Annotated in this window: 16 protein-coding genes and 2 tRNA genes; 11 read left to right on the top strand and 7 right to left on the bottom strand. The window is 56.4% G+C overall.

What is annotated here, in order from left to right:
- The first annotated feature begins 107 nt into the window (after positions 1-107).
- From QMG27_RS03395 to QMG27_RS03380, 4 genes are all read left to right on the top strand, one after another.
- Complete coding sequence (locus QMG27_RS03395) at positions 108-1,016, top strand: YicC/YloC family endoribonuclease (RefSeq protein WP_281813214.1); 909 nt, start codon at positions 108-110, stop codon at positions 1,014-1,016.
- Positions 1,016-1,639 carry a guanylate kinase gene (gene gmk / locus QMG27_RS03390; protein WP_281814498.1) on the top strand — a complete coding sequence of 208 codons (624 nt, stop codon included), beginning with the start codon at positions 1,016-1,018 and terminating at the stop codon, positions 1,637-1,639. The genes QMG27_RS03395 and gmk overlap by 1 nt, the downstream gene beginning before the upstream one ends.
- Positions 1,640-1,655: 16 nt before the next feature.
- Positions 1,656-1,859: a DNA-directed RNA polymerase subunit omega gene (gene rpoZ, locus QMG27_RS03385; RefSeq protein ID WP_281813211.1), complete on the top strand. Its 204-nt coding sequence runs from the start codon at positions 1,656-1,658 to the stop codon at positions 1,857-1,859.
- Positions 1,860-1,927: 68 nt separating this feature from the next.
- Positions 1,928-4,192 carry a bifunctional (p)ppGpp synthetase/guanosine-3',5'-bis(diphosphate) 3'-pyrophosphohydrolase gene (locus QMG27_RS03380; protein WP_281813209.1) on the top strand — a complete coding sequence of 755 codons (2,265 nt, stop codon included), beginning with the start codon at positions 1,928-1,930 and terminating at the stop codon, positions 4,190-4,192.
- On the opposite strand, the gene greB is transcribed toward QMG27_RS03380, so the two are convergent.
- The 3 genes from greB to QMG27_RS03365 form a co-directional block, all read right to left on the bottom strand.
- Positions 4,189-4,758 carry a transcription elongation factor GreB gene (gene greB, locus QMG27_RS03375; protein ID WP_281813207.1) on the bottom strand — a complete coding sequence of 190 codons (570 nt, stop codon included), beginning with the start codon at positions 4,756-4,758 and terminating at the stop codon, positions 4,189-4,191. The two genes, QMG27_RS03380 and greB, sit on opposite strands and share 4 nt — an antisense overlap.
- Positions 4,759-4,771: 13 nt before the next feature.
- The gene (locus QMG27_RS03370; protein ID WP_281813204.1) at positions 4,772-5,206 is read right to left on the bottom strand and encodes a glycine zipper family protein; all 435 of its coding nucleotides are present in this window, start codon (positions 5,204-5,206) and stop codon (positions 4,772-4,774) included.
- An 83-nt stretch (positions 5,207-5,289) separates the two neighbouring features.
- Positions 5,290-5,366: transfer RNA gene (locus QMG27_RS03365), tRNA-Arg, on the bottom strand.
- Between the two features lie 170 nt (positions 5,367-5,536).
- On the opposite strand from QMG27_RS03365, the gene QMG27_RS03360 reads away from it, so the two are divergent.
- A complete protein-coding gene (locus QMG27_RS03360) occupies positions 5,537-6,274 on the top strand; it encodes an SDR family NAD(P)-dependent oxidoreductase (protein ID WP_281813202.1) in 738 nt (245 codons plus the stop codon).
- Positions 6,275-6,339: 65 nt separating this feature from the next.
- On the opposite strand, the gene QMG27_RS03355 is transcribed toward QMG27_RS03360, so the two are convergent.
- A tRNA-Ile gene (locus tag QMG27_RS03355) sits at positions 6,340-6,416 on the bottom strand.
- A gap of 117 nt (positions 6,417-6,533) precedes the next feature.
- Here QMG27_RS03355 and QMG27_RS03350 point away from each other — a divergent pair.
- The 3 genes from QMG27_RS03350 (at position 6,534) to QMG27_RS03340 (ending at position 10,070) form a co-directional block, all read left to right on the top strand.
- Positions 6,534-8,453 (top strand): kelch motif-containing protein, encoded by a 1,920-nt coding sequence (locus QMG27_RS03350; protein ID WP_281813199.1) that lies wholly within the window; start codon positions 6,534-6,536, stop codon positions 8,451-8,453.
- 62 nt (positions 8,454-8,515) lie between these two features.
- Positions 8,516-9,085 carry a hypothetical protein gene (locus QMG27_RS03345; protein WP_281813195.1) on the top strand — a complete coding sequence of 190 codons (570 nt, stop codon included), beginning with the start codon at positions 8,516-8,518 and terminating at the stop codon, positions 9,083-9,085.
- Positions 9,086-9,128: 43 nt separating this feature from the next.
- Positions 9,129-10,070 carry a DMT family transporter gene (locus QMG27_RS03340; protein ID WP_281813192.1) on the top strand — a complete coding sequence of 314 codons (942 nt, stop codon included), beginning with the start codon at positions 9,129-9,131 and terminating at the stop codon, positions 10,068-10,070.
- Positions 10,071-10,075: 5 nt separating this feature from the next.
- Here QMG27_RS03340 and hrcA read toward each other — a convergent pair whose 3' ends face one another.
- Positions 10,076-11,077 (bottom strand): heat-inducible transcriptional repressor HrcA, encoded by a 1,002-nt coding sequence (hrcA, locus tag QMG27_RS03335; RefSeq protein ID WP_281813189.1) that lies wholly within the window; start codon positions 11,075-11,077, stop codon positions 10,076-10,078.
- Positions 11,078-11,115: 38 nt separating this feature from the next.
- Between hrcA and QMG27_RS03330 the strand changes: the two genes are divergently transcribed.
- From QMG27_RS03330 to rapZ, 3 genes are read left to right on the top strand one after another with little or no spacing between them, the layout of a single operon-like run.
- The gene (locus QMG27_RS03330) at positions 11,116-12,009 is read left to right on the top strand and encodes an NAD kinase (RefSeq protein WP_281813187.1); all 894 of its coding nucleotides are present in this window, start codon (positions 11,116-11,118) and stop codon (positions 12,007-12,009) included.
- Positions 12,006-13,679, top strand: a complete 1,674-nt coding sequence (recN, locus tag QMG27_RS03325; protein WP_281813185.1) for a DNA repair protein RecN — start codon at positions 12,006-12,008, stop codon at positions 13,677-13,679. The genes QMG27_RS03330 and recN overlap by 4 nt, the downstream gene beginning before the upstream one ends.
- Positions 13,676-14,554 carry an RNase adapter RapZ gene (gene rapZ / locus QMG27_RS03320; RefSeq protein ID WP_281813183.1) on the top strand — a complete coding sequence of 293 codons (879 nt, stop codon included), beginning with the start codon at positions 13,676-13,678 and terminating at the stop codon, positions 14,552-14,554. The genes recN and rapZ overlap by 4 nt, the downstream gene beginning before the upstream one ends.
- Here the strand turns inward: rapZ and mutY are convergent.
- Together mutY and mutM are read right to left on the bottom strand one after the other, a co-directional pair.
- Positions 14,551-15,597, bottom strand: a complete 1,047-nt coding sequence (mutY, locus tag QMG27_RS03315; RefSeq protein WP_281813180.1) for an A/G-specific adenine glycosylase — start codon at positions 15,595-15,597, stop codon at positions 14,551-14,553. The two genes, rapZ and mutY, sit on opposite strands and share 4 nt — an antisense overlap.
- Entirely contained in the window at positions 15,594-16,409 is an 816-nt protein-coding gene (mutM, locus tag QMG27_RS03310) for a bifunctional DNA-formamidopyrimidine glycosylase/DNA-(apurinic or apyrimidinic site) lyase (protein WP_281813176.1), read from the bottom strand. The genes mutY and mutM overlap by 4 nt, the downstream gene beginning before the upstream one ends.
- Positions 16,410-16,428 lie beyond the last annotated feature (19 nt).

Here is a 16,428-nt window from a genome sequence, read left to right as displayed (position 1 = left end):
GGTTCGAAAACTGCGATTGTCGACCAAGACGCAGCCCTCACCCACGCTGCAGCTAAACACCCTGCCAAGCCTGAGATAATCACCGCTTTGATACCCAACGCCACACCATGCCCATTTACAGCATGACCGGTTATGCCAGCGCGCAAACCGAGCTGACTTCAGACACCGCCAACAGCCCAGCCCTGCGCTTGGGGCTGGAAATTCGCTCGGTCAACAGCCGCTTCCTTGACCTGACGTTCAAGATGCCCGAAGAGCTGCGCCAGCACGAGGCGGCCATGCGCGAGCTGGTGAGCAAGCACCTCAAACGCGGCAAGGTTGAGGTACGCGCCAACATTGAGAGCACGGCCGATACTAGCTTTGCCGAGCCAACCCCTACCCTGCTGCAACGCCTGCTGGGGCTACAAGAGATAGTACACGCTCACTTACCCAAGGCCAATGGCCTGTCGGTGGCTGATGTGTTGCGCTTGGCTACGGCCCAATCTGCCGCACCTGCCGACATTGGCCCTGCGGTGTTGAAGCTGGCTCAAACCACCCTCACCCAACTCAGCGATGCACGCGAACGCGAGGGCGCACGTCTAGCCCAAACCCTGTTGGAGCGCGTGGGTCAACTCCGCGCTTTGGCCGACCAAGCTGCGCCGCTGGTCCCCCAACTCGTCGAGCAACAGCGCTTGCGCTTTTTAGAGCGCTGGCGCGATGCCATGGCCTTGGCCGAAGGCGCTACGCTGCCCGAAGCCGCCCAAGATCGCGCCTTGACCGAAGCCACTGCCTTCGCCATTCGCATTGACGTGGCCGAAGAGCTGACGCGCTTGGCTTCGCACCTCGACGAAATTGCCAACTTGCTGAACAACCCCAAGGCCGAAGGCGTGGGCAAGCGTTTGGACTTTCTGATTCAAGAACTGCACCGCGAGGCCAACACCCTCGGCTCCAAGTCCTCCACGCTTGAGATGACGCGCATCTCCGTGGACATGAAGGTGTTGATCGAACAACTCCGCGAACAAGTACAGAACCTCGAATGATGGACAACTTCCCCGGCAACCTCTTTGTGGTCGCGGCCCCCAGCGGGGCTGGCAAATCGAGCCTCGTCAAAGCCTTGATGGAGCTTGACGCCAAAGTGCGCCCCTCGGTGTCGCACACCACGCGCCCACCCCGCGGCCAAGAAAAGCATGGTCGCGAATACTTCTTTGTGTCGCCCGGCGAGTTTGACCAAATGGTCGAGGGCAACGCATTTTTGGAATGGGCTCATGTGCACGGCCAACGCTACGGCACCTCCCGCAAAGCCATTGAAGACCGCATTGCCCAAGGCGCAGACGTGATTTTGGAAATCGACTTCCAAGGCGCGATTCAAGTAAAAAAGCTGTTTGCCAACGCGGTGCTCATCTTCATCTTGCCGCCGAGCTGGGAAGAACTGAAATCTCGCTTGCACAACCGTGGCGAAGACGCTGCCGACATCATTGAGCTGCGCCTGAAGAATGCCGCCGAAGAGATGGCACAGGCCAAAGAATTTGACTACGTTATAATCAACGAGTTGTTTGAGACGGCCTTGTTCGACCTGAAAGCGATCGTGCATGCACAGCGCCTCAAATACCTGGCACAGCGCCGGGCTCGGGCTGAGATCTTTCAAGCCCTGAACATCACCTAATTTCCGGAGTACCCACATGGCCCGCATCACTGTTGAAGATTGCCTCGAGAAAATCCCAAACCGTTTTCAATTGGTTTTGTGCGCCACATACCGCGCTCGCATGTTGAGCCAAGGTCACACACCCAAAGTTGAAAGCAAGAACAAGCCAGGCGTCACCGCCTTGCGCGAAATTGCAGCAGGCCAAATCGGCATCGAGATGCTGAAAAAAGTACCCGGCTAAATCGGGGTTACCCCAAGTGAAAAGCACCGCGACGTCGGTGCTTTTTTCATTGCGGGTAAAGTAGCCGTATGAGTGTCACCCAATCCACGTTAAAGCCTCCTGCTTCCTTATCCGGAAGCGCTGCCGCAGCCAATGCTGCCGCGGCAAGCTTTGCTGCGTTGACTGAAAAACTAGGCTACCTCAACACCGAGGGCTTAGACATGGTGCGCCGTGCCTACCGCTATGCCGACGAAGCCCATTTGGGCCAGCTGCGCAACAGCGGTGAGCCCTACATCACCCACCCCATCGCCGTGGCCGCGCAGTGCGCGGAATGGAAGCTCGATGCACAGGCCCTGTCGGCCGCGCTGCTGCACGACGCGATGGAAGACTGTGGCATCACCAAGACCGATTTGATCGAGCGCTTTGGCATTCAAGTGGCCGAGTTAGTGGATGGACTGACCAAGCTCGACAAGCTCGAATTCAACACCCGCGAAGAAAGCCAAGCTGAGTCATTCCGCAAGATGCTGCTGGCCATGGCGCGCGATGTGCGCGTCATTCTCATCAAGCTGGCCGACCGCAGCCACAACATGCGCACCATGGGCGATATGCCCCGTGCCAAGTGGGGTCGTATCTCCAACGAAACGCTCGAGATTTACGCACCCATTGCGCACCGCTTGGGCCTGAACCAAACCTACCGCGAACTGCAAGAGTTGTGCTTTCAATACCTGTGGCCGTGGCGTCACAAGGTGCTGAGCAAAGCCATTCAAAAAGCCCGCCACCGCCGCCGCGATTTGATGCAAAAAGTGCAGCAAGAGGTGGAAGCCGCTTTTGCCAAACAAGGCCTGAATGTGCGCATTTCGGGGCGCGAGAAAACGCTGTATTCGATTTACAAAAAAATGGACGGCAAGCATCTGAGCTTTGCGCAGGTGACCGACATTTACGGATTCCGTTTGGTGCTACCCGATGTGATTGACTGCTACACCGCGCTAGGCGTGCTGCACCAGATGTACAAGCCCGTGCCAGGCAAGTTCAAAGACCACATTGCGATTGCCAAGCTCAACGGCTACCAATCGCTGCACACCACCATCGTCGGGCCATCGGGCTTGAACGTGGAATTTCAGATGCGCACCGAGGCCATGCACTTGGTGGCTGAAACGGGTGTGGCCGCGCACTGGCTGTACAAAGACAAAGGCTCTAGCAACGAGGCCAACGAAAACTTGGGCAACAAGTGGCTGCAATCGTTGCTCGACATTCAAGACGAAACACGCGACGCCACCGAGTTTTGGGACCACGTCAAAGTCGATCTCTTCCCAGATGCGGTGTATGTGTTCACACCCAAGAGCAAGATCATGGCGATGCCACGCGGCGCCACCATCGTCGACTTTGCGTATGCCGTGCACAGCGATGTGGGTGACCGCACCATGGCCGGCAAGATCAATGGCGAACAAGTGCCACTGCGTACCGAGCTGCGCAATGGCGACATTGTTGAGGTGGTGACATCTGCTGTTGCGTCTCCCAACCCCGCATGGTTGGGCTTTGTGCGCACAGGTCGCGCCCGCTCAAAAATTCGCCATTACCTCAAGACCATGGCGCACTCTGAGTCGCAAGACTTGGGCAAAAAACTATTGGCCCAAGCGCTGCGTGCCGAAGGCATTGAATCGCTCCCCGCACAAGACGAACAACACGCCCAAATTTGGGAAAAACTACTGCATTTCACGGGCAGCAAAACCAAAGCCGAATTGCTCACCGACATTGGCCTTGGCAAACGCGTGGCCAGCATCGTGGCCAAACGCTTGGCAACCTTGTTGTCTGACTTGGGCCACAAGCCCGACGCCCTGCTGCTGAGCCGCGAGCGCTTCACCGCGCACGAAACTGTGTCGCAAGGTAGCGTGACGGTGGATGGCAGCGAAAACGCATCGGTGCAATACGCCACTTGCTGCCGCCCTGTGCCGGGTGACACCATCGTGGGCTACCTGGGCCGTGGCGAAGGCTTGGTCGTTCACACCGACAACTGCGGTGTGGCGCAGCGCCTGAAATACAAAGACAGTGAGCGCTTCATTGCCGTGGAATGGGCCGAAGAACCCACCCGCACATTTGAAGTGGCCTTGGTAGTCACCGCCAGCAACGGCAAAGGTGTGCTCGCCCGCGTGGCCTCAGCCATCACCAGCGCTGAAGCAGATATCACCTTGGTCAACATGGCCGATGAGGTGAGCGGCCAAGAAGCGTTTGACTTGCGCTTTGTCATTGCTGTGCGCGACCGTGCGCACTTAGACGCTGTATTGGGTTCGTTACGCCGCGTACCTTCGGTGCTGCAAGCACAGCGTGTGGTGTCGGGTGTGGGGCGAGAAGCTTAAGCCTTCTCAGCAGCAGGTGTGGGGTAACGCACCTCCACCACTTCCACCTCTTGCACGCCCACGGGCGTGACCAACTTCACCACATCGCCTTCACGCGATTTGAGCAGCGCGCGCGCAATAGGCGACACCCAAGTCACTTGGCCTTTGAGGCTGTCAGCCTCGTCAATGCCCATGATGGTGACGGTGCGCTCAACATCTGCCTCATCCACATACGTCACTGTGGCACCAAAGAACACTTGGTCACGGCCATGATGGACGCTGGGGTCGGTAACCTCAGCGATTTCTAAGCGCTTGGTAAGGAAACGGATGCGGCGGTCAATCTCGCGCAAACGTTTTTTGCCATACAAATAGTCACCGTTTTCTGAACGGTCACCGTTGCTGGCAGCCCAGTGCACGATGTCTACGATGCGTGGGCGCTCGTTGTCGATCAGCTCCAGCAGTTCATCGCGCAACACGGCGTAGCCTTGTGGCGTGATGTAGTTTTTGCTGCCCTTAGGTAGCGGCGGTAGGCCGATGTCATCATCGTCGTCCGCCCCGTCGTGTTCGCGGGTGAAGGCCTTGCTCATGGCCGTTCAAGCCTCAATGCCAGCCAATGACTTGGTAGCCGCGCTCGGCTAAGCATTGCTGCACGAATTGGCGGTGCATATTGCTTCCACCCACCGACTGCCCTGCTGCAGTGGCAGCAGCGCCAGCTGCGCCAATGGCAGCAGCACCTGCAGCAATGTCACGCATATCGGGCTTATGGCCGCTTAGCAAAGACCCCACCACGCCTGCAGCACCAACGCCAGCAGCACCCGTGGCTGCAGCACGCCCTGCATCAATTTTGTTGACAGCGCCAACGCCAGATTGATCAGCCAAGCTTGCACACGCTTGGGCATCAGCCTGCGCTTGCGCGGGGCCAACTTGCTGGTAATGCATGTTTGGGTAAAAAGCAGGCTTGGCGACTGGCGTCGCGCAACCGCTCAACGCCAAAGCTGCAACAGAAGTCAATGAAACGAGAAGACGATTTTTCATAGAAACATTTTATGTAGCGAAGAGAATTCAACGCAGCCAAAGAAAAAGGGTTTACATCCGAAGATGTAAACCCTTGTTCAATTTGGTGCGGCTGGCAGGAATCGAACCCACGACCCCTTGGTTCGTAGCCAAGTACTCTATCCAGCTGAGCTACAGCCGCTCTGGAAAACCGAAAGTATATCACAGATATTTGTAGGTCGACAAGAAGTTGGGATTTGAACCAAGGGGGATAGGCAGTTTTTAACCTTAGATAAATAAGACCATTGAAAAGCGCTCTCAATAGGGAATGTTGGGTAACTCTAAGATCATGATCTGAAAAGGAATCTACAAATGAACTGGCAGCAGATACATGCTCTCGTGACGGGAGGGACAAGAGGAATTGGTTTACAACTGGTGACGCAACTTGTAGCCAATGGCGCAAAAGTCACAGCGACTGGGACCTCAGAAAGTGCGTTGACCGAAGCTCGGACCCTGTTGCCACAGGTGAATTGGCTTGTGCTGGACCAAGCAAACACAGCGAGCCGTGAGGCCTTCGTTCAGTCCTTACCTACAGGGGGAATACAACTGGTCATTCATAACGCTGGCATCCAGCAATTGCGAGACTGGACAGACCAAAATGCCAGCGTCATTTTCGACACCGAGCAAGAAATGAAAGTGAACTTCGTAGGCCCCGTAGAGCTCACAAGGCTGTTGTTACCTAGACTGGCCTGCGAACAAAAAGCACAGATAGTCTTTGTGACTTCTGGTCTAGCCCTAGCGCCAAAGAGGAGCAGCCCGATCTATTGCGCGAGCAAGGCCGCCCTAAGATCTTTCACAAAATCCCTGCGGGCTCAAATTCGACAAGCTGGTTGGCCCATCCTGATACAGGAGGCACTGCCGCCACTGGTCGATACCGACATGACCCGAGGACGTGGTCGAGGCAAAATTAGTGCAGTTGATGCCGCAACCCAAATTCTCAAAGGGGTGCACAAGGGTCAGCCAGAAATTGATGTGGGCGCAACGGCATTACTTCGGTTCATACTGCGATTGAGCCCTTCGCTAGGGGAGCGAATCATGATCAGGCATTGAGATCCGCCTCGCGTGAGTCTGAACCCATAAAAAGCCACTGACCGAAATCAGTGGCTTTTTCATTTTGGTAGGGCGACACGGACTTGAACCGTGGACCAAAGGATTATGAGTCCTCTGCTCTAACCAACTGAGCTATCGCCCCAACCTAAGCTCCCATTGTAGTTTGTACGAAAAGGTTCACCTCAAGTATTCAGCCGTGAGGTCGAAACATCTGTGACGGCGCTAATTCCAGCGTCGAACTGTTTTTGACACACGCCCCATGACCTACGAGATCTTTAGCTCTATCAAGAGCCACATCATTCGCTGGCCACGCCATTTGCTGATGGCTGGCGGCCTTTGCTTGCTCGTGGCATGTGGCGGGGGTGGTGGCGGGGGTGCCACGTCGTCTGCGACATTCACAGCACCTTCCGCACCGAGCCCAACACTGACCAGAACAGATGGTGGCGCCAACATCAACCCCGGTTTTCAAGCCACATTTGTGCCCCTCTTTAGTTACGGCACAGGCCGATTGACGGCCAGTGACGGCTCCATTTCTAGCCGAGTCGTGAATTCTGGTGAAGCGATCACCGTCAACCCCAGCACAACCACCACGTATACCCTGGTGGTGAATTACCAAGATCCAACCACGGTACGTACCTCTATCTTGCAAACTGCACCTGTGTCGTTGACCGTCACAGTGAACACATTGCCCAACATCGTTCCAGATGTCACACTGGGCATTGACACGCAAGCCATCCTCACCGGTGGCAGTGTGGTGCTGACGCCCCAATTCACTGTACCGACTGGTTTGACACTTGACTTGAGCACCACGGGCATTTTGACCAACAACCTTGAATCCTCGTTCATCCAAGTGAGTGCATCAGGTATTGATATCCCTCGCACAAACCTGCAAGCAGACACCACTTACACCTTGCGCGTGACCTACATTGACACACGCGATGCATCTAATCCCCGCTACACAAAGACCAATAGCAAAGTTGTCACTGTGACGACGGGCGCTGGCAAAGTGGGTATTGCCGCCGACATGAACATTGCACGCAGCGATTTCTCTGCTACGGCCCTGCACAACGGTCAAGTTCTGGTGTGTGGAGGGGTGAGCAGCACAGGCACTGTCTTGAATTCATGCGAGTTGTATGACCCATTCTTTGGCACATGGACCAACGCAAGACCAATGGCCACAGCTCGACGCGGCCATGCCGCATCACTGCTTCGCAGCGGCAAGGTGCTGGTCACCGGCGGTTACGACGGCACAGCAGCCACCACGGCTTTGAAAACAACCGAGATTTATGACCCAGGCAGCAAATCTTGGTCTGCCGGAGCGCCGCTGATCGAAGCTCGTACAGGCCACACCAGCACACTCCTCAACAACGACAAAGTCTTGATCGTGGGCGGGGCCGTCAGCTCAGGCCGAGGAACTGTGGTCGAGTTGTTTGACCCAAGCACGCTGACTGGCGTCATCACAGCAACTGGCAGCATGAACGTATCTCGCCAAGAACACACAGCGACTTTGCTGCCCAACGGTCATGTATTGATTGCCGGACGCAACGACAGTGAAGGCTCTGCCTACAACAGTAACGGCAACTTGGTCGATGCGAAAAGCACTGAAATTTACGATCCTGTCGCTGCAACGTGGAGTCTTGGTCCGACCATGGCCATTGGTCGACGCGCTCATGCGGCATCGCTGATCAACGCGACCATCAATACATCAGCAGCTGCAGTGAACGATGTGGTGTCTAAATTCCAAATCTTGATCACAGGTGGCGCAGGCAGCGTAGCGGGTGATAAAGCTGAAGTCATCACACGCGAAACCAAAATCACAACGGCCGCTGTCGGTAGCACGGCGGCTGTGACCACCACGACTTGGTCGGTGGGCACAGCGATCACAATGCCTGCGGCACGCTCCTACCACACCAGCTCATTACTCGACTCTGGCGATGTACTGCTAGTTGGCGGAAAAAACATTGCACTGGCCGATTTAGACACGATCGATTTATTCGATGTGGACAACACTGCCGCAACGGGAGGTGCATTCTCTCCCTCCGCCCAGAAAAAGCTGAACTACGCCCGTTCCATGCACAGAAGCGTGAAACTCACCAGTAGTGCGGTATTGATCATTGGTAACTATTTCACCAACGCTGGCACTGCTGATAAAAAAGCTGAGCTATGGTCTCCGCCCTGATCAAGTTTGTGAAATACAAACCGATACATGGCTTAACAACACTCTTTAACGAACGGTGCCCTATGAAAAAACTCCTCACATTGGCTGCTTTGCTGACAACTGTGCATGCAAGCTTTGCTCAACCCGCCAAACCAAGCTATGCGTACTTTGAGGGCATGAACCTCAGCATGGGTGTTGCGCAAAACTCAACCGAAGCCACGTCGGCCTCTACAACCACCAAAGGCAATACCAGCTTGGGCGTTGCCAAGGTCAACTACACATTTGCACTGGCCTACCCTGCCAAGTTGGGCGTGAGCGCGACGTTTGACATGAAGAACTCAAAACTGAGCGCACAAGAATACTTGGCCGTCAGCGGCCCAACCGAAGTGAGCATTGAGCCAGGCATCTTGCTCATCAGCAACTCTTTGCTCTACGGCAAAGTTGGCACATACGCCAGCCGATACGAAGCGGGCGGCAACCCCACTCGTAATTTGAGCGGCATGAGCTATGGCGTAGGTTTGAAGCATTATGTTTACGGCCAAAACTTCATCCAAGCCGAATGGACACAGCGCAAAGCCGATGGCAACTCTGGCTTGGAAGGCGTCAAGTTCAAACAAGGCGCAGCGGCGCTTTACGTCGGCTTCAATTTCTAAACGTCTACAACTTTGATTCTGCGAGGGATTTATCATCCCTCGTATGAAACTCTCTCCCAGAGCCCTCGGGCTCACCTGCGCTGTGCTCACGGTGTTGATTTGGTCATCCTTCATCGTGGTGGCCAGAGCATCGGCAGCGCACACACTCCTTCCCCTCGACATTGGTTTTTTGCGCATCATCGGCGCGGGCTGCGTGTTGCTGCCGTGGAGTTGGTGGTTGATGTGCGCGCAGCGTCAATCGGGCGAACGTGCAGGCTCTTTCATGGGTTTGTCGCCACTGCCTTGGCGCATCACAGCTTTGGGTGGTTTGTTTGGCAGCATGCTCTACGCCATGCTGGCGTACTCTGGCTTTTTCTTTGCACCTGCAGCGCACGCCTCTGTGCTGATGCCTGGCAGCTTACCGTTGTGGACATCGCTCTTGGCCATGGTCGTTCTGCACGATCACATCACACGCGCTCGTGCTATCGGCTTGGCCTGTATTGTCTTGGGCGACTTGTGCGTGGGCGGTGCCAGTTTGCTCAGGGCTTTTGATGGCGGTGACATCTGGAAAGGCGACTTGCTCTTCATGAGTGCCGCGTTTTGCTGGGCTTGCTACACCGTGCTGGTGCGTCGCCATGCGCTAGACCCTGTGCGTGCCACCATCGCGATCACGGCCTTTTCTTGCACCACCTTCATTCCGGCCTATGCATTGGCAGCCTACATGGGTTGGGTGCCTAGTCATTTGTCGATTGCACCCGTCGGCGAAATGGTGTTTCAAGCCATCTATCAAGGCGTCGGTTCGGTGGTGATTTCAGGCATCACGTTCAATGTGATGATTCGCCACTTCGGCCCTGTGCGATCAACCATGATCACGGCCCTCGTGCCTGGTCTTTCTGCGCTGGGTGCAGTGGTGTTTTTGAATGAGCCCATGGGCTTGAATTTGCTGGCGGGCCTGGCCTTGGTGACCTGCGGCATTTTGTTTGGCGTGCGCTTGCCAAAACCTTGATGCACTTACTTGTGGCTCAGGGCGTTGCTCACAAGCTTGGACGTGATGTCCACGATTTGAATCATGCGGTCGTAAGCCATGCGCGTGGGACCAATCACACCGAGCGTGCCCACGACATGCCCGTCTACTTCATACGGCGCACTCACCACTGACAGCTCTTCCATAGGCACAATTTTGCTTTCGCCACCGATGTAGATACGCACGCCTTCGGCCTGCGCTGAACTATCTAGCAAACGCACCAACTGCGCTTTTTGTTCAAACAAATCAAAGGCACGGCGCAAGTTACCCATATCGCTGGAGAAATCGCTCACCGACAACAAGTTGCGTTCACCACTGATGATCACATCGTCTTGCGCTTGGGTGAGAGCCTCGGTGCTCACCTGTACCGCCGCTTGCATGAGGGTGGCAATTTCACCGCGCAATGACTCGACTTCTGCCAAAAGCTTTTCGCGCACTTGCTCAATCGCCATGCCTGCGAAATGTTGGTTAAGGTAGTTGGAAGCTTCCACCAACTGTGATGCGGTGTAGTCGGTCTCGGTGAACAGCACGCGGTTTTGCACGTCGCCTTCAGGCGAGACGATGATCACCAACAAGCGGCGGTCCGACAAGCGCAAAAACTCGATATGGCGAAACACCGAGCTGCGACGAGGCGCAATAACCACACCCACAAACTGGGATAAATCCGACAAGAGGTGTGCCGCATTGGCAATCACCTTGTGCGGTTGATCTGGGGCCAAAGTGGGGGTCTGGAGTTGGCTGCGCTCTGCCGTCAACATGGTGTCGACAAACAAGCGATAGCCCAAGGCAGTGGGAATGCGGCCCGCCGAGGTGTGCGGGCTGGCAATCAGGCCCAACTCCTCCAAATCAGACATCACATTGCGGATGGTGGCGGGCGAGAGTTCAATGCCATTGGCACGCGACAACGTGCGCGAGCCGACGGGTTGCCCGTCGGCAATGTAGCGCTCTACCAGCGCTTTGAGCAATAACTTGGCGCGATCGTCTAGCATGTTGAATCTTTGGCGAATTTTAATGATGTAATTTACCCATGAAATCGAAATTTCGGCACATTGCATTGCTCGGGAAATACCACCAATCGGTCGGGATTTCCAACGCCTCTTCCCGTCAAACGCTTGAGGGCATTGCGCAGTTCTTGCACACCCTAGGCTGTGATGTCGTGGTTGAACACGCCACAGCCTCAGGCGCAGGCTTGAGTGGCTACACCGTGATGAGCATTGAAGAAATTGGCCAATCGTGTGACTTGGCCATTGTGCTCGGCGGCGACGGCACCATGCTCGGTTATGCAAGGCAGCTGGCGCCACACAACGTCCCACTGATTGGCATCAACCAAGGTAGATTGGGTTTCATCACCGACATCCCCCTCAATGAAGTTCAAAACACGCTCTCGGCCATGCTGCGAGGCGGTTATGAAGAAGACCGTCGCGCCCTGATGCGCGCCAAGGTCTGGCGCGATGGGCATTGCGTGTTCAACGCACTGGCCTTGAACGACGTGGTGGTCAACCGTGGTGCGACCAGCGGCATGCTGGAAGTGCGCGTGGCGGTGGACGGCCGCTTTGTGGCGAACCAGCGCGCCGACGGTTTGATCATCGCCACCCCCACGGGCTCCACCGCTTATTCACTGTCTGTGGGCGGGCCATTGCTGCACACTTCTTTGCCTGCGTGGGTGCTGGCCCCGATTGCGCCGCACACCCTGTCAAACCGCCCCATCGTGCTGGCCGACACGGGCGAAGTAACCATTGATCTGGTGGCGGGCCGCGATGCCAGCGCCAACTTTGACATGCAGTCGCTCGCGTCGCTCTTGATTGGTGACCGCATCACTGTGAAGCGATCCAACTACCACGCCACTTTCTTGCACCCCCGTGGCTGGAGCTATTACGACACCTTGCGTCAAAAACTGCACTGGAACGAGGGCGTGGCATGAGTTTGCAGCACATCGTTTTGCGCGATTTTGTGATCGTGCGTGAACTGGACCTCGACTTGTCGAGCGGCTTTTCTGCGCTCACCGGCGAGACCGGTGCTGGCAAATCGATATTGATAGACGCCCTGCAATTGGTGCTGGGTGCACGCGCTGAAACCAGCGTGGTGCGCGAAGGCGCAGCCCGCGCCGAAATTTGTGCCGAGTTCGACACCACGCCAGAGATCGTGAAGTGGCTGGATGACGAAGGCTTTGCCGACATTGCCAGCGACGGCCAGCTGCTGCTCAAGCGCACGATTGACGCACAAGGCAAAAGCCGCGCATGGATCAATGGCAGCCCTGCGACCGCCACCCAGCTACGCGCCTTGGGCGATATGGTTTTGGATATTCATGGTCAGCACGCATGGCAAAGCCTGACCCGACCCGAAGCGGTCCGTGGTTTGCTCGACGCCTATGCGGGCGTGAACCTGCAAGGCCTCACGCAAACCTGGACACACTGGCGTCAAGCCACCCAAGCCTTACACGAGGCACGCACCGCCCAAGCCACATTACAAGAAGAGCGTGAGCGTTTGTTATGGCAGATCACGGAGGTTGACAAACTCAATCCCGCCGAAGACGAGTGGGATGAGCTCAACAGCCAACACACGCGCCTGTCAAACGCGCAAGCCCTGATGGATGCCGCACATGCCGCCATTCAAGCGCTGGAAGACGACGACAGCGGTGCGCTGCGCATGCTGGCCAAAGCCCAAGACACGTTGCAAGACCAAACCGATGTGGAGCCTGAGTTCACATCGTTGGTCGACGTGCTGGCCTCTAGCCTCGCGCAAGCAGGTGATGTGGCGCATTCGCTCAACGCTTATTTGGGCCGCACCGAACTCGACCCCGCACGCTTACAAACACTCGACGACCGCATGTCTCTGTGGATGTCGTTGGCGCGTCGCTTCAAGCGCACACCCCAAGAGTTGCCCGCTTTGTACCAAGAGTGGAAAACTCGTTTGACGCAGCTCGATGCCGCCACAGACCTTGAAGCGCTTGAGGCCACAGAAGCCAAAGCTGCTGCCACGTACCAAACAGAAGCCCGCAAAATTTCGCAAGCCCGCACACAAGCTGCGCCCAAGCTGGCCACCGCCATCACCCAAGCCATGCAGGGCTTGGGCATGCAAGGCGGCCGCTTTGAGGTGCAACTCGACAAGACCGAACAACCCACAGCCAGCGGGCTGGAGAGCATCACCTTCTTGGTGGCAGGCCACCCCGGCAGCACGCCGCGACCTGTGGGCAAGGTGGCCTCGGGCGGCGAACTGTCACGCATTGCCTTGGCCATCGCCGTGACCACCAGCGAGCTGGGCACGGCGCAAACCCTCATCTTTGACGAGGTCGATTCGGGCGTGGGCGGTGCTGTGGCCGAGACGGTGGGCCGCTTGATGAAACAACTCGGCAAAGACCGTCAAGTGCTGGCTGTGACCCACTTGCCGCAAGTCGCTGCGTGCGCGGACCATCACTTGGTGGTATCCAAACACAGCGATGCGCAGGGCACATCCAGTCAAGTCACCGCGCTTGGAGCCGATGCCAGAGTGAACGAAATTGCACGCATGTTGGGCGGCGAAAAAGTGTCAGACACCACCCTCGCCCATGCGCGTGAGATGCTACAAACCTCTGCAAAAACGGGTAAAAAATGAAACAAGAACTGGTGCTCATCACAGGCATGTCGGGCTCAGGCAAGTCCGTGGCCTTGAACGCCCTAGAAGATGCAGGCTACTACTGTGTGGACAACCTGCCACCTGAGTTGTTGCTGCCGTTTGTACAGCTGGAAGAGCAACAAAGCATCAGCAAAGTGGCCATTGCGATGGACGTGCGCAGCGCTAACTCCTTGCCATTGGTCCCTGCACAGCTGGCACATTTGCGCTTAATGGACGTGGATGTGCGTTTGTTGTTTTTGGATGCCACCACTGAAATTTTGGTGCACCGTTTTTCAGAAACACGCCGCCGCCATCCACTATCGCGCCAAGATGGCCAAGATGTGGTTCGCGATCAACAACGTGACTTGGTCGAGGCCATTGAACACGAGCGTGAGCTCTTGTCTGAGCTGCGCGAAGAGTCACACATCATCGACACCAGCTTGTTGCGCAGCAGCAAGTTGCAGGGCTATATCAAGTCACTCATTTCGGCTCCGGCCACGCAACTGACGTTGATGTTTGAATCCTTCGCGTTCAAGCGCGGCATTCCCGTGCATGCTGACTACGTGTTTGACGTGCGCATGCTGCCCAACCCGCATTACGAACCCGCTCTGCGGCCACTCACTGGGCGTGATGCGCCCGTGGCTGATTGGCTAGCCGAACACGGCGCAGTAGAAAAAATGGCCAGCCAAATTTCAGACTTCATGAACACGTGGCTGCCTGACCTCAACCTTGACCACCGCAGCTATGTGACCGTGGCCATTGGCTGCACCGGTGGGCAACACCGCTCGGTGTATTTGGTGGAGTTGCTGTCTAAGCGTTTTGCCAAAGAGTGGGTCACGCTCAAGCGTCACCGCGAACTCGACATCGCGCCTTAATTCGTCAGCAATTTGCGCACAGGTGCTGGCAGGCCCAGCGCGGGCCAATCGGCATGAGCTACCCACTGCCCCTCACCCATCGCCGCGTCCAACTTCACAGCACTTGGCACATTCAGCTGAACCGGATGTAAGTGCAAATCTTTGTGCGTCAGCACATGCTTGAACACCGTGCCTTCGTGCAGCTGTGTGCGGTACTTGGCAGGCAAAGCTGCCAGCAAAGCTTCAAAACTCTCAAACACTGGCAAGCAATACAAGCCCGCCCAAACCCCAGTTTGCGGACGTTGCATGAGCCACACATCGCCATCGGCTGTGACAGCGTGTAACAACCACAACTGCTCAGACGTTCGTTTAAGTTTGCGTGTTTTGACAGGATAGGCCTCGGGCTGGCTTTCGGCCTTGGCCACGCACGCATCGGACACAGGGCATTGTGCGCATTGCGGTTTTTTAGGCGTACACACGGTCGCCCCCAAATCCATCACGCCTTGGGTGTAGCGAGGCATGGCGTTTGTCACATCGCGCTGAGGCAACATGGTTTGAGCGATGGCCCAGAGCTCTTTCTCGACCTTCGATGATGCCAAGTCGTCTTTGAAACCCAAATAACGTGTGAGCACGCGTTTGACGTTGCCATCCAAAATGGCAATGGGCTCACCAAAGCACAGCGAGGCCACGGCCGCTGCGGTAGATCGGCCAATGCCAGGCAAGGTTTGCAAGGCTTCAGCACTGCGTGGAAACACACCACCATGCAACGCCACCACATCTTGCGCTGCACGATGCATATTGCGGGCGCGGCTGTAGTAACCCAAACCACTCCATAGCCCCAACACTTCGTCTTGATGTGCCGCAGCCAAATCAGCCACGGTAGGAAAACGCGCCATGAAACGTGCAAAGTATTCGCGCACCGTGACCACTTGCGTTTGTTGCAGCATGATTTCCGAGAGCCACACGGCATAGGGGTCTTGCGTGTTTTGCCACGGTAGGTCGTGGCGACCATGCTTTTTCTGCCACGCCACCACGGTGTCGCCAAAACTGTTTTTCTTCGTCATGGTTTTTGGCACACGGGGCAGTAATAAGTTGAGCGCTGCCCTTGCTGAATGCGGCGGATCGTTGTGCCGCACACGCGGCAGGGCTCGCCCGCACGGTCGTACACATGGGCTTCGAGTTGAAAGTAGCCGTTTTTGCCATCGGCGGCTGAGAAGTCGCGCAAGGTGCTGCCGCCTTTTTTCACCGCACGTGCCAACACGTCCATCACAGCTAAGCGCAGCTTTTCTGCACGCGGACGGCTGATGCACTCAGCGCGTGTGGTGGGGCGAATACTTGCCAAGAACAACGCTTCAGACGCATAAATATTGCCCACACCGACCACCAGCTCACCAGCCAACAGCACTTGTTTGATGGGCGCTTTGCGTTTGCGCAAACCTGCATGAAACGCATCCAGCGCAAAACCACCGTTCAAAGGCTCCACGCCCAAGTGGCCCAGCAGCTTGACGGCCTCGGCACTTTGCTCGCTCGGCGCAAACACCACCGCACCGAATCGGCGTGGGTCGTTCAGACGCAAGAGACCTTGCGTGGTGTCTAAATCAAAGTGGTCATGGGCTTGTGGTGCGCTACGGTCATTGCCAAACAACAAACTACCTGACATGCCTAAATGCCACAGCAACAGGCCATCGTCGAGATCAACCAGCAAGTATTTGCCACGGCGGCGCACACCCAGTACACGACGACCAATCAGCGACTTGGGCTCGCACCCCAAAGGCCAGCGCAGTGGCTTGCCCACACGCACCCCAATCACGCGCGCACCCGCAATGCGGTCGGCAAAGCTCAGACGGGTCACTTCGACTTCGGGCAATTCAGGCATGGGTGGGCAGAAAAAATTA

Origin of the sequence: Limnohabitans sp. MORI2 (genome assembly GCF_027925025.1) — a bacterium.
Taxonomy (GTDB): Bacteria; Pseudomonadota; Gammaproteobacteria; order Burkholderiales; family Burkholderiaceae_C; genus Limnohabitans.
Note: the sequence above shows the minus strand (reverse complement) of the source record. Positions and strands in the feature narration are given on the sequence as shown.

What these genes read in the sequence shown, in the direction of transcription:
- QMG27_RS03340 (WP_281813192.1), top strand. Translation starts at nt 9,129, where the DNA reads ATGAAACTCTCTCCCAGAGCCCTCGGGCTCACCTGCGCTGTGCTCACG.
- rpoZ (WP_281813211.1), top strand. Translation starts at nt 1,656, where the DNA reads ATGGCCCGCATCACTGTTGAAGATTGCCTCGAGAAAATCCCAAACCGT.
- mutM (WP_281813176.1), bottom strand. Translation starts at nt 16,409, where the DNA reads ATGCCTGAATTGCCCGAAGTCGAAGTGACCCGTCTGAGCTTTGCCGAC.
- gmk (WP_281814498.1), top strand. Translation starts at nt 1,016, where the DNA reads ATGGACAACTTCCCCGGCAACCTCTTTGTGGTCGCGGCCCCCAGCGGG.
- recN (WP_281813185.1), top strand. Translation starts at nt 12,006, where the DNA reads ATGAGTTTGCAGCACATCGTTTTGCGCGATTTTGTGATCGTGCGTGAA.
- QMG27_RS03350 (WP_281813199.1), top strand. Translation starts at nt 6,534, where the DNA reads ATGACCTACGAGATCTTTAGCTCTATCAAGAGCCACATCATTCGCTGG.
- QMG27_RS03330 (WP_281813187.1), top strand. Translation starts at nt 11,116, where the DNA reads ATGAAATCGAAATTTCGGCACATTGCATTGCTCGGGAAATACCACCAA.
- greB (WP_281813207.1), bottom strand. Translation starts at nt 4,758, where the DNA reads ATGAGCAAGGCCTTCACCCGCGAACACGACGGGGCGGACGACGATGAT.
- QMG27_RS03380 (WP_281813209.1), top strand. Translation starts at nt 1,928, where the DNA reads ATGAGTGTCACCCAATCCACGTTAAAGCCTCCTGCTTCCTTATCCGGA.
- QMG27_RS03370 (WP_281813204.1), bottom strand. Translation starts at nt 5,206, where the DNA reads ATGAAAAATCGTCTTCTCGTTTCATTGACTTCTGTTGCAGCTTTGGCG.
- rapZ (WP_281813183.1), top strand. Translation starts at nt 13,676, where the DNA reads ATGAAACAAGAACTGGTGCTCATCACAGGCATGTCGGGCTCAGGCAAG.
- mutY (WP_281813180.1), bottom strand. Translation starts at nt 15,597, where the DNA reads ATGACGAAGAAAAACAGTTTTGGCGACACCGTGGTGGCGTGGCAGAAA.
- QMG27_RS03395 (WP_281813214.1), top strand. Translation starts at nt 108, where the DNA reads ATGCCCATTTACAGCATGACCGGTTATGCCAGCGCGCAAACCGAGCTG.
- hrcA (WP_281813189.1), bottom strand. Translation starts at nt 11,077, where the DNA reads ATGCTAGACGATCGCGCCAAGTTATTGCTCAAAGCGCTGGTAGAGCGC.
- QMG27_RS03360 (WP_281813202.1), top strand. Translation starts at nt 5,537, where the DNA reads ATGAACTGGCAGCAGATACATGCTCTCGTGACGGGAGGGACAAGAGGA.
- QMG27_RS03345 (WP_281813195.1), top strand. Translation starts at nt 8,516, where the DNA reads ATGAAAAAACTCCTCACATTGGCTGCTTTGCTGACAACTGTGCATGCA.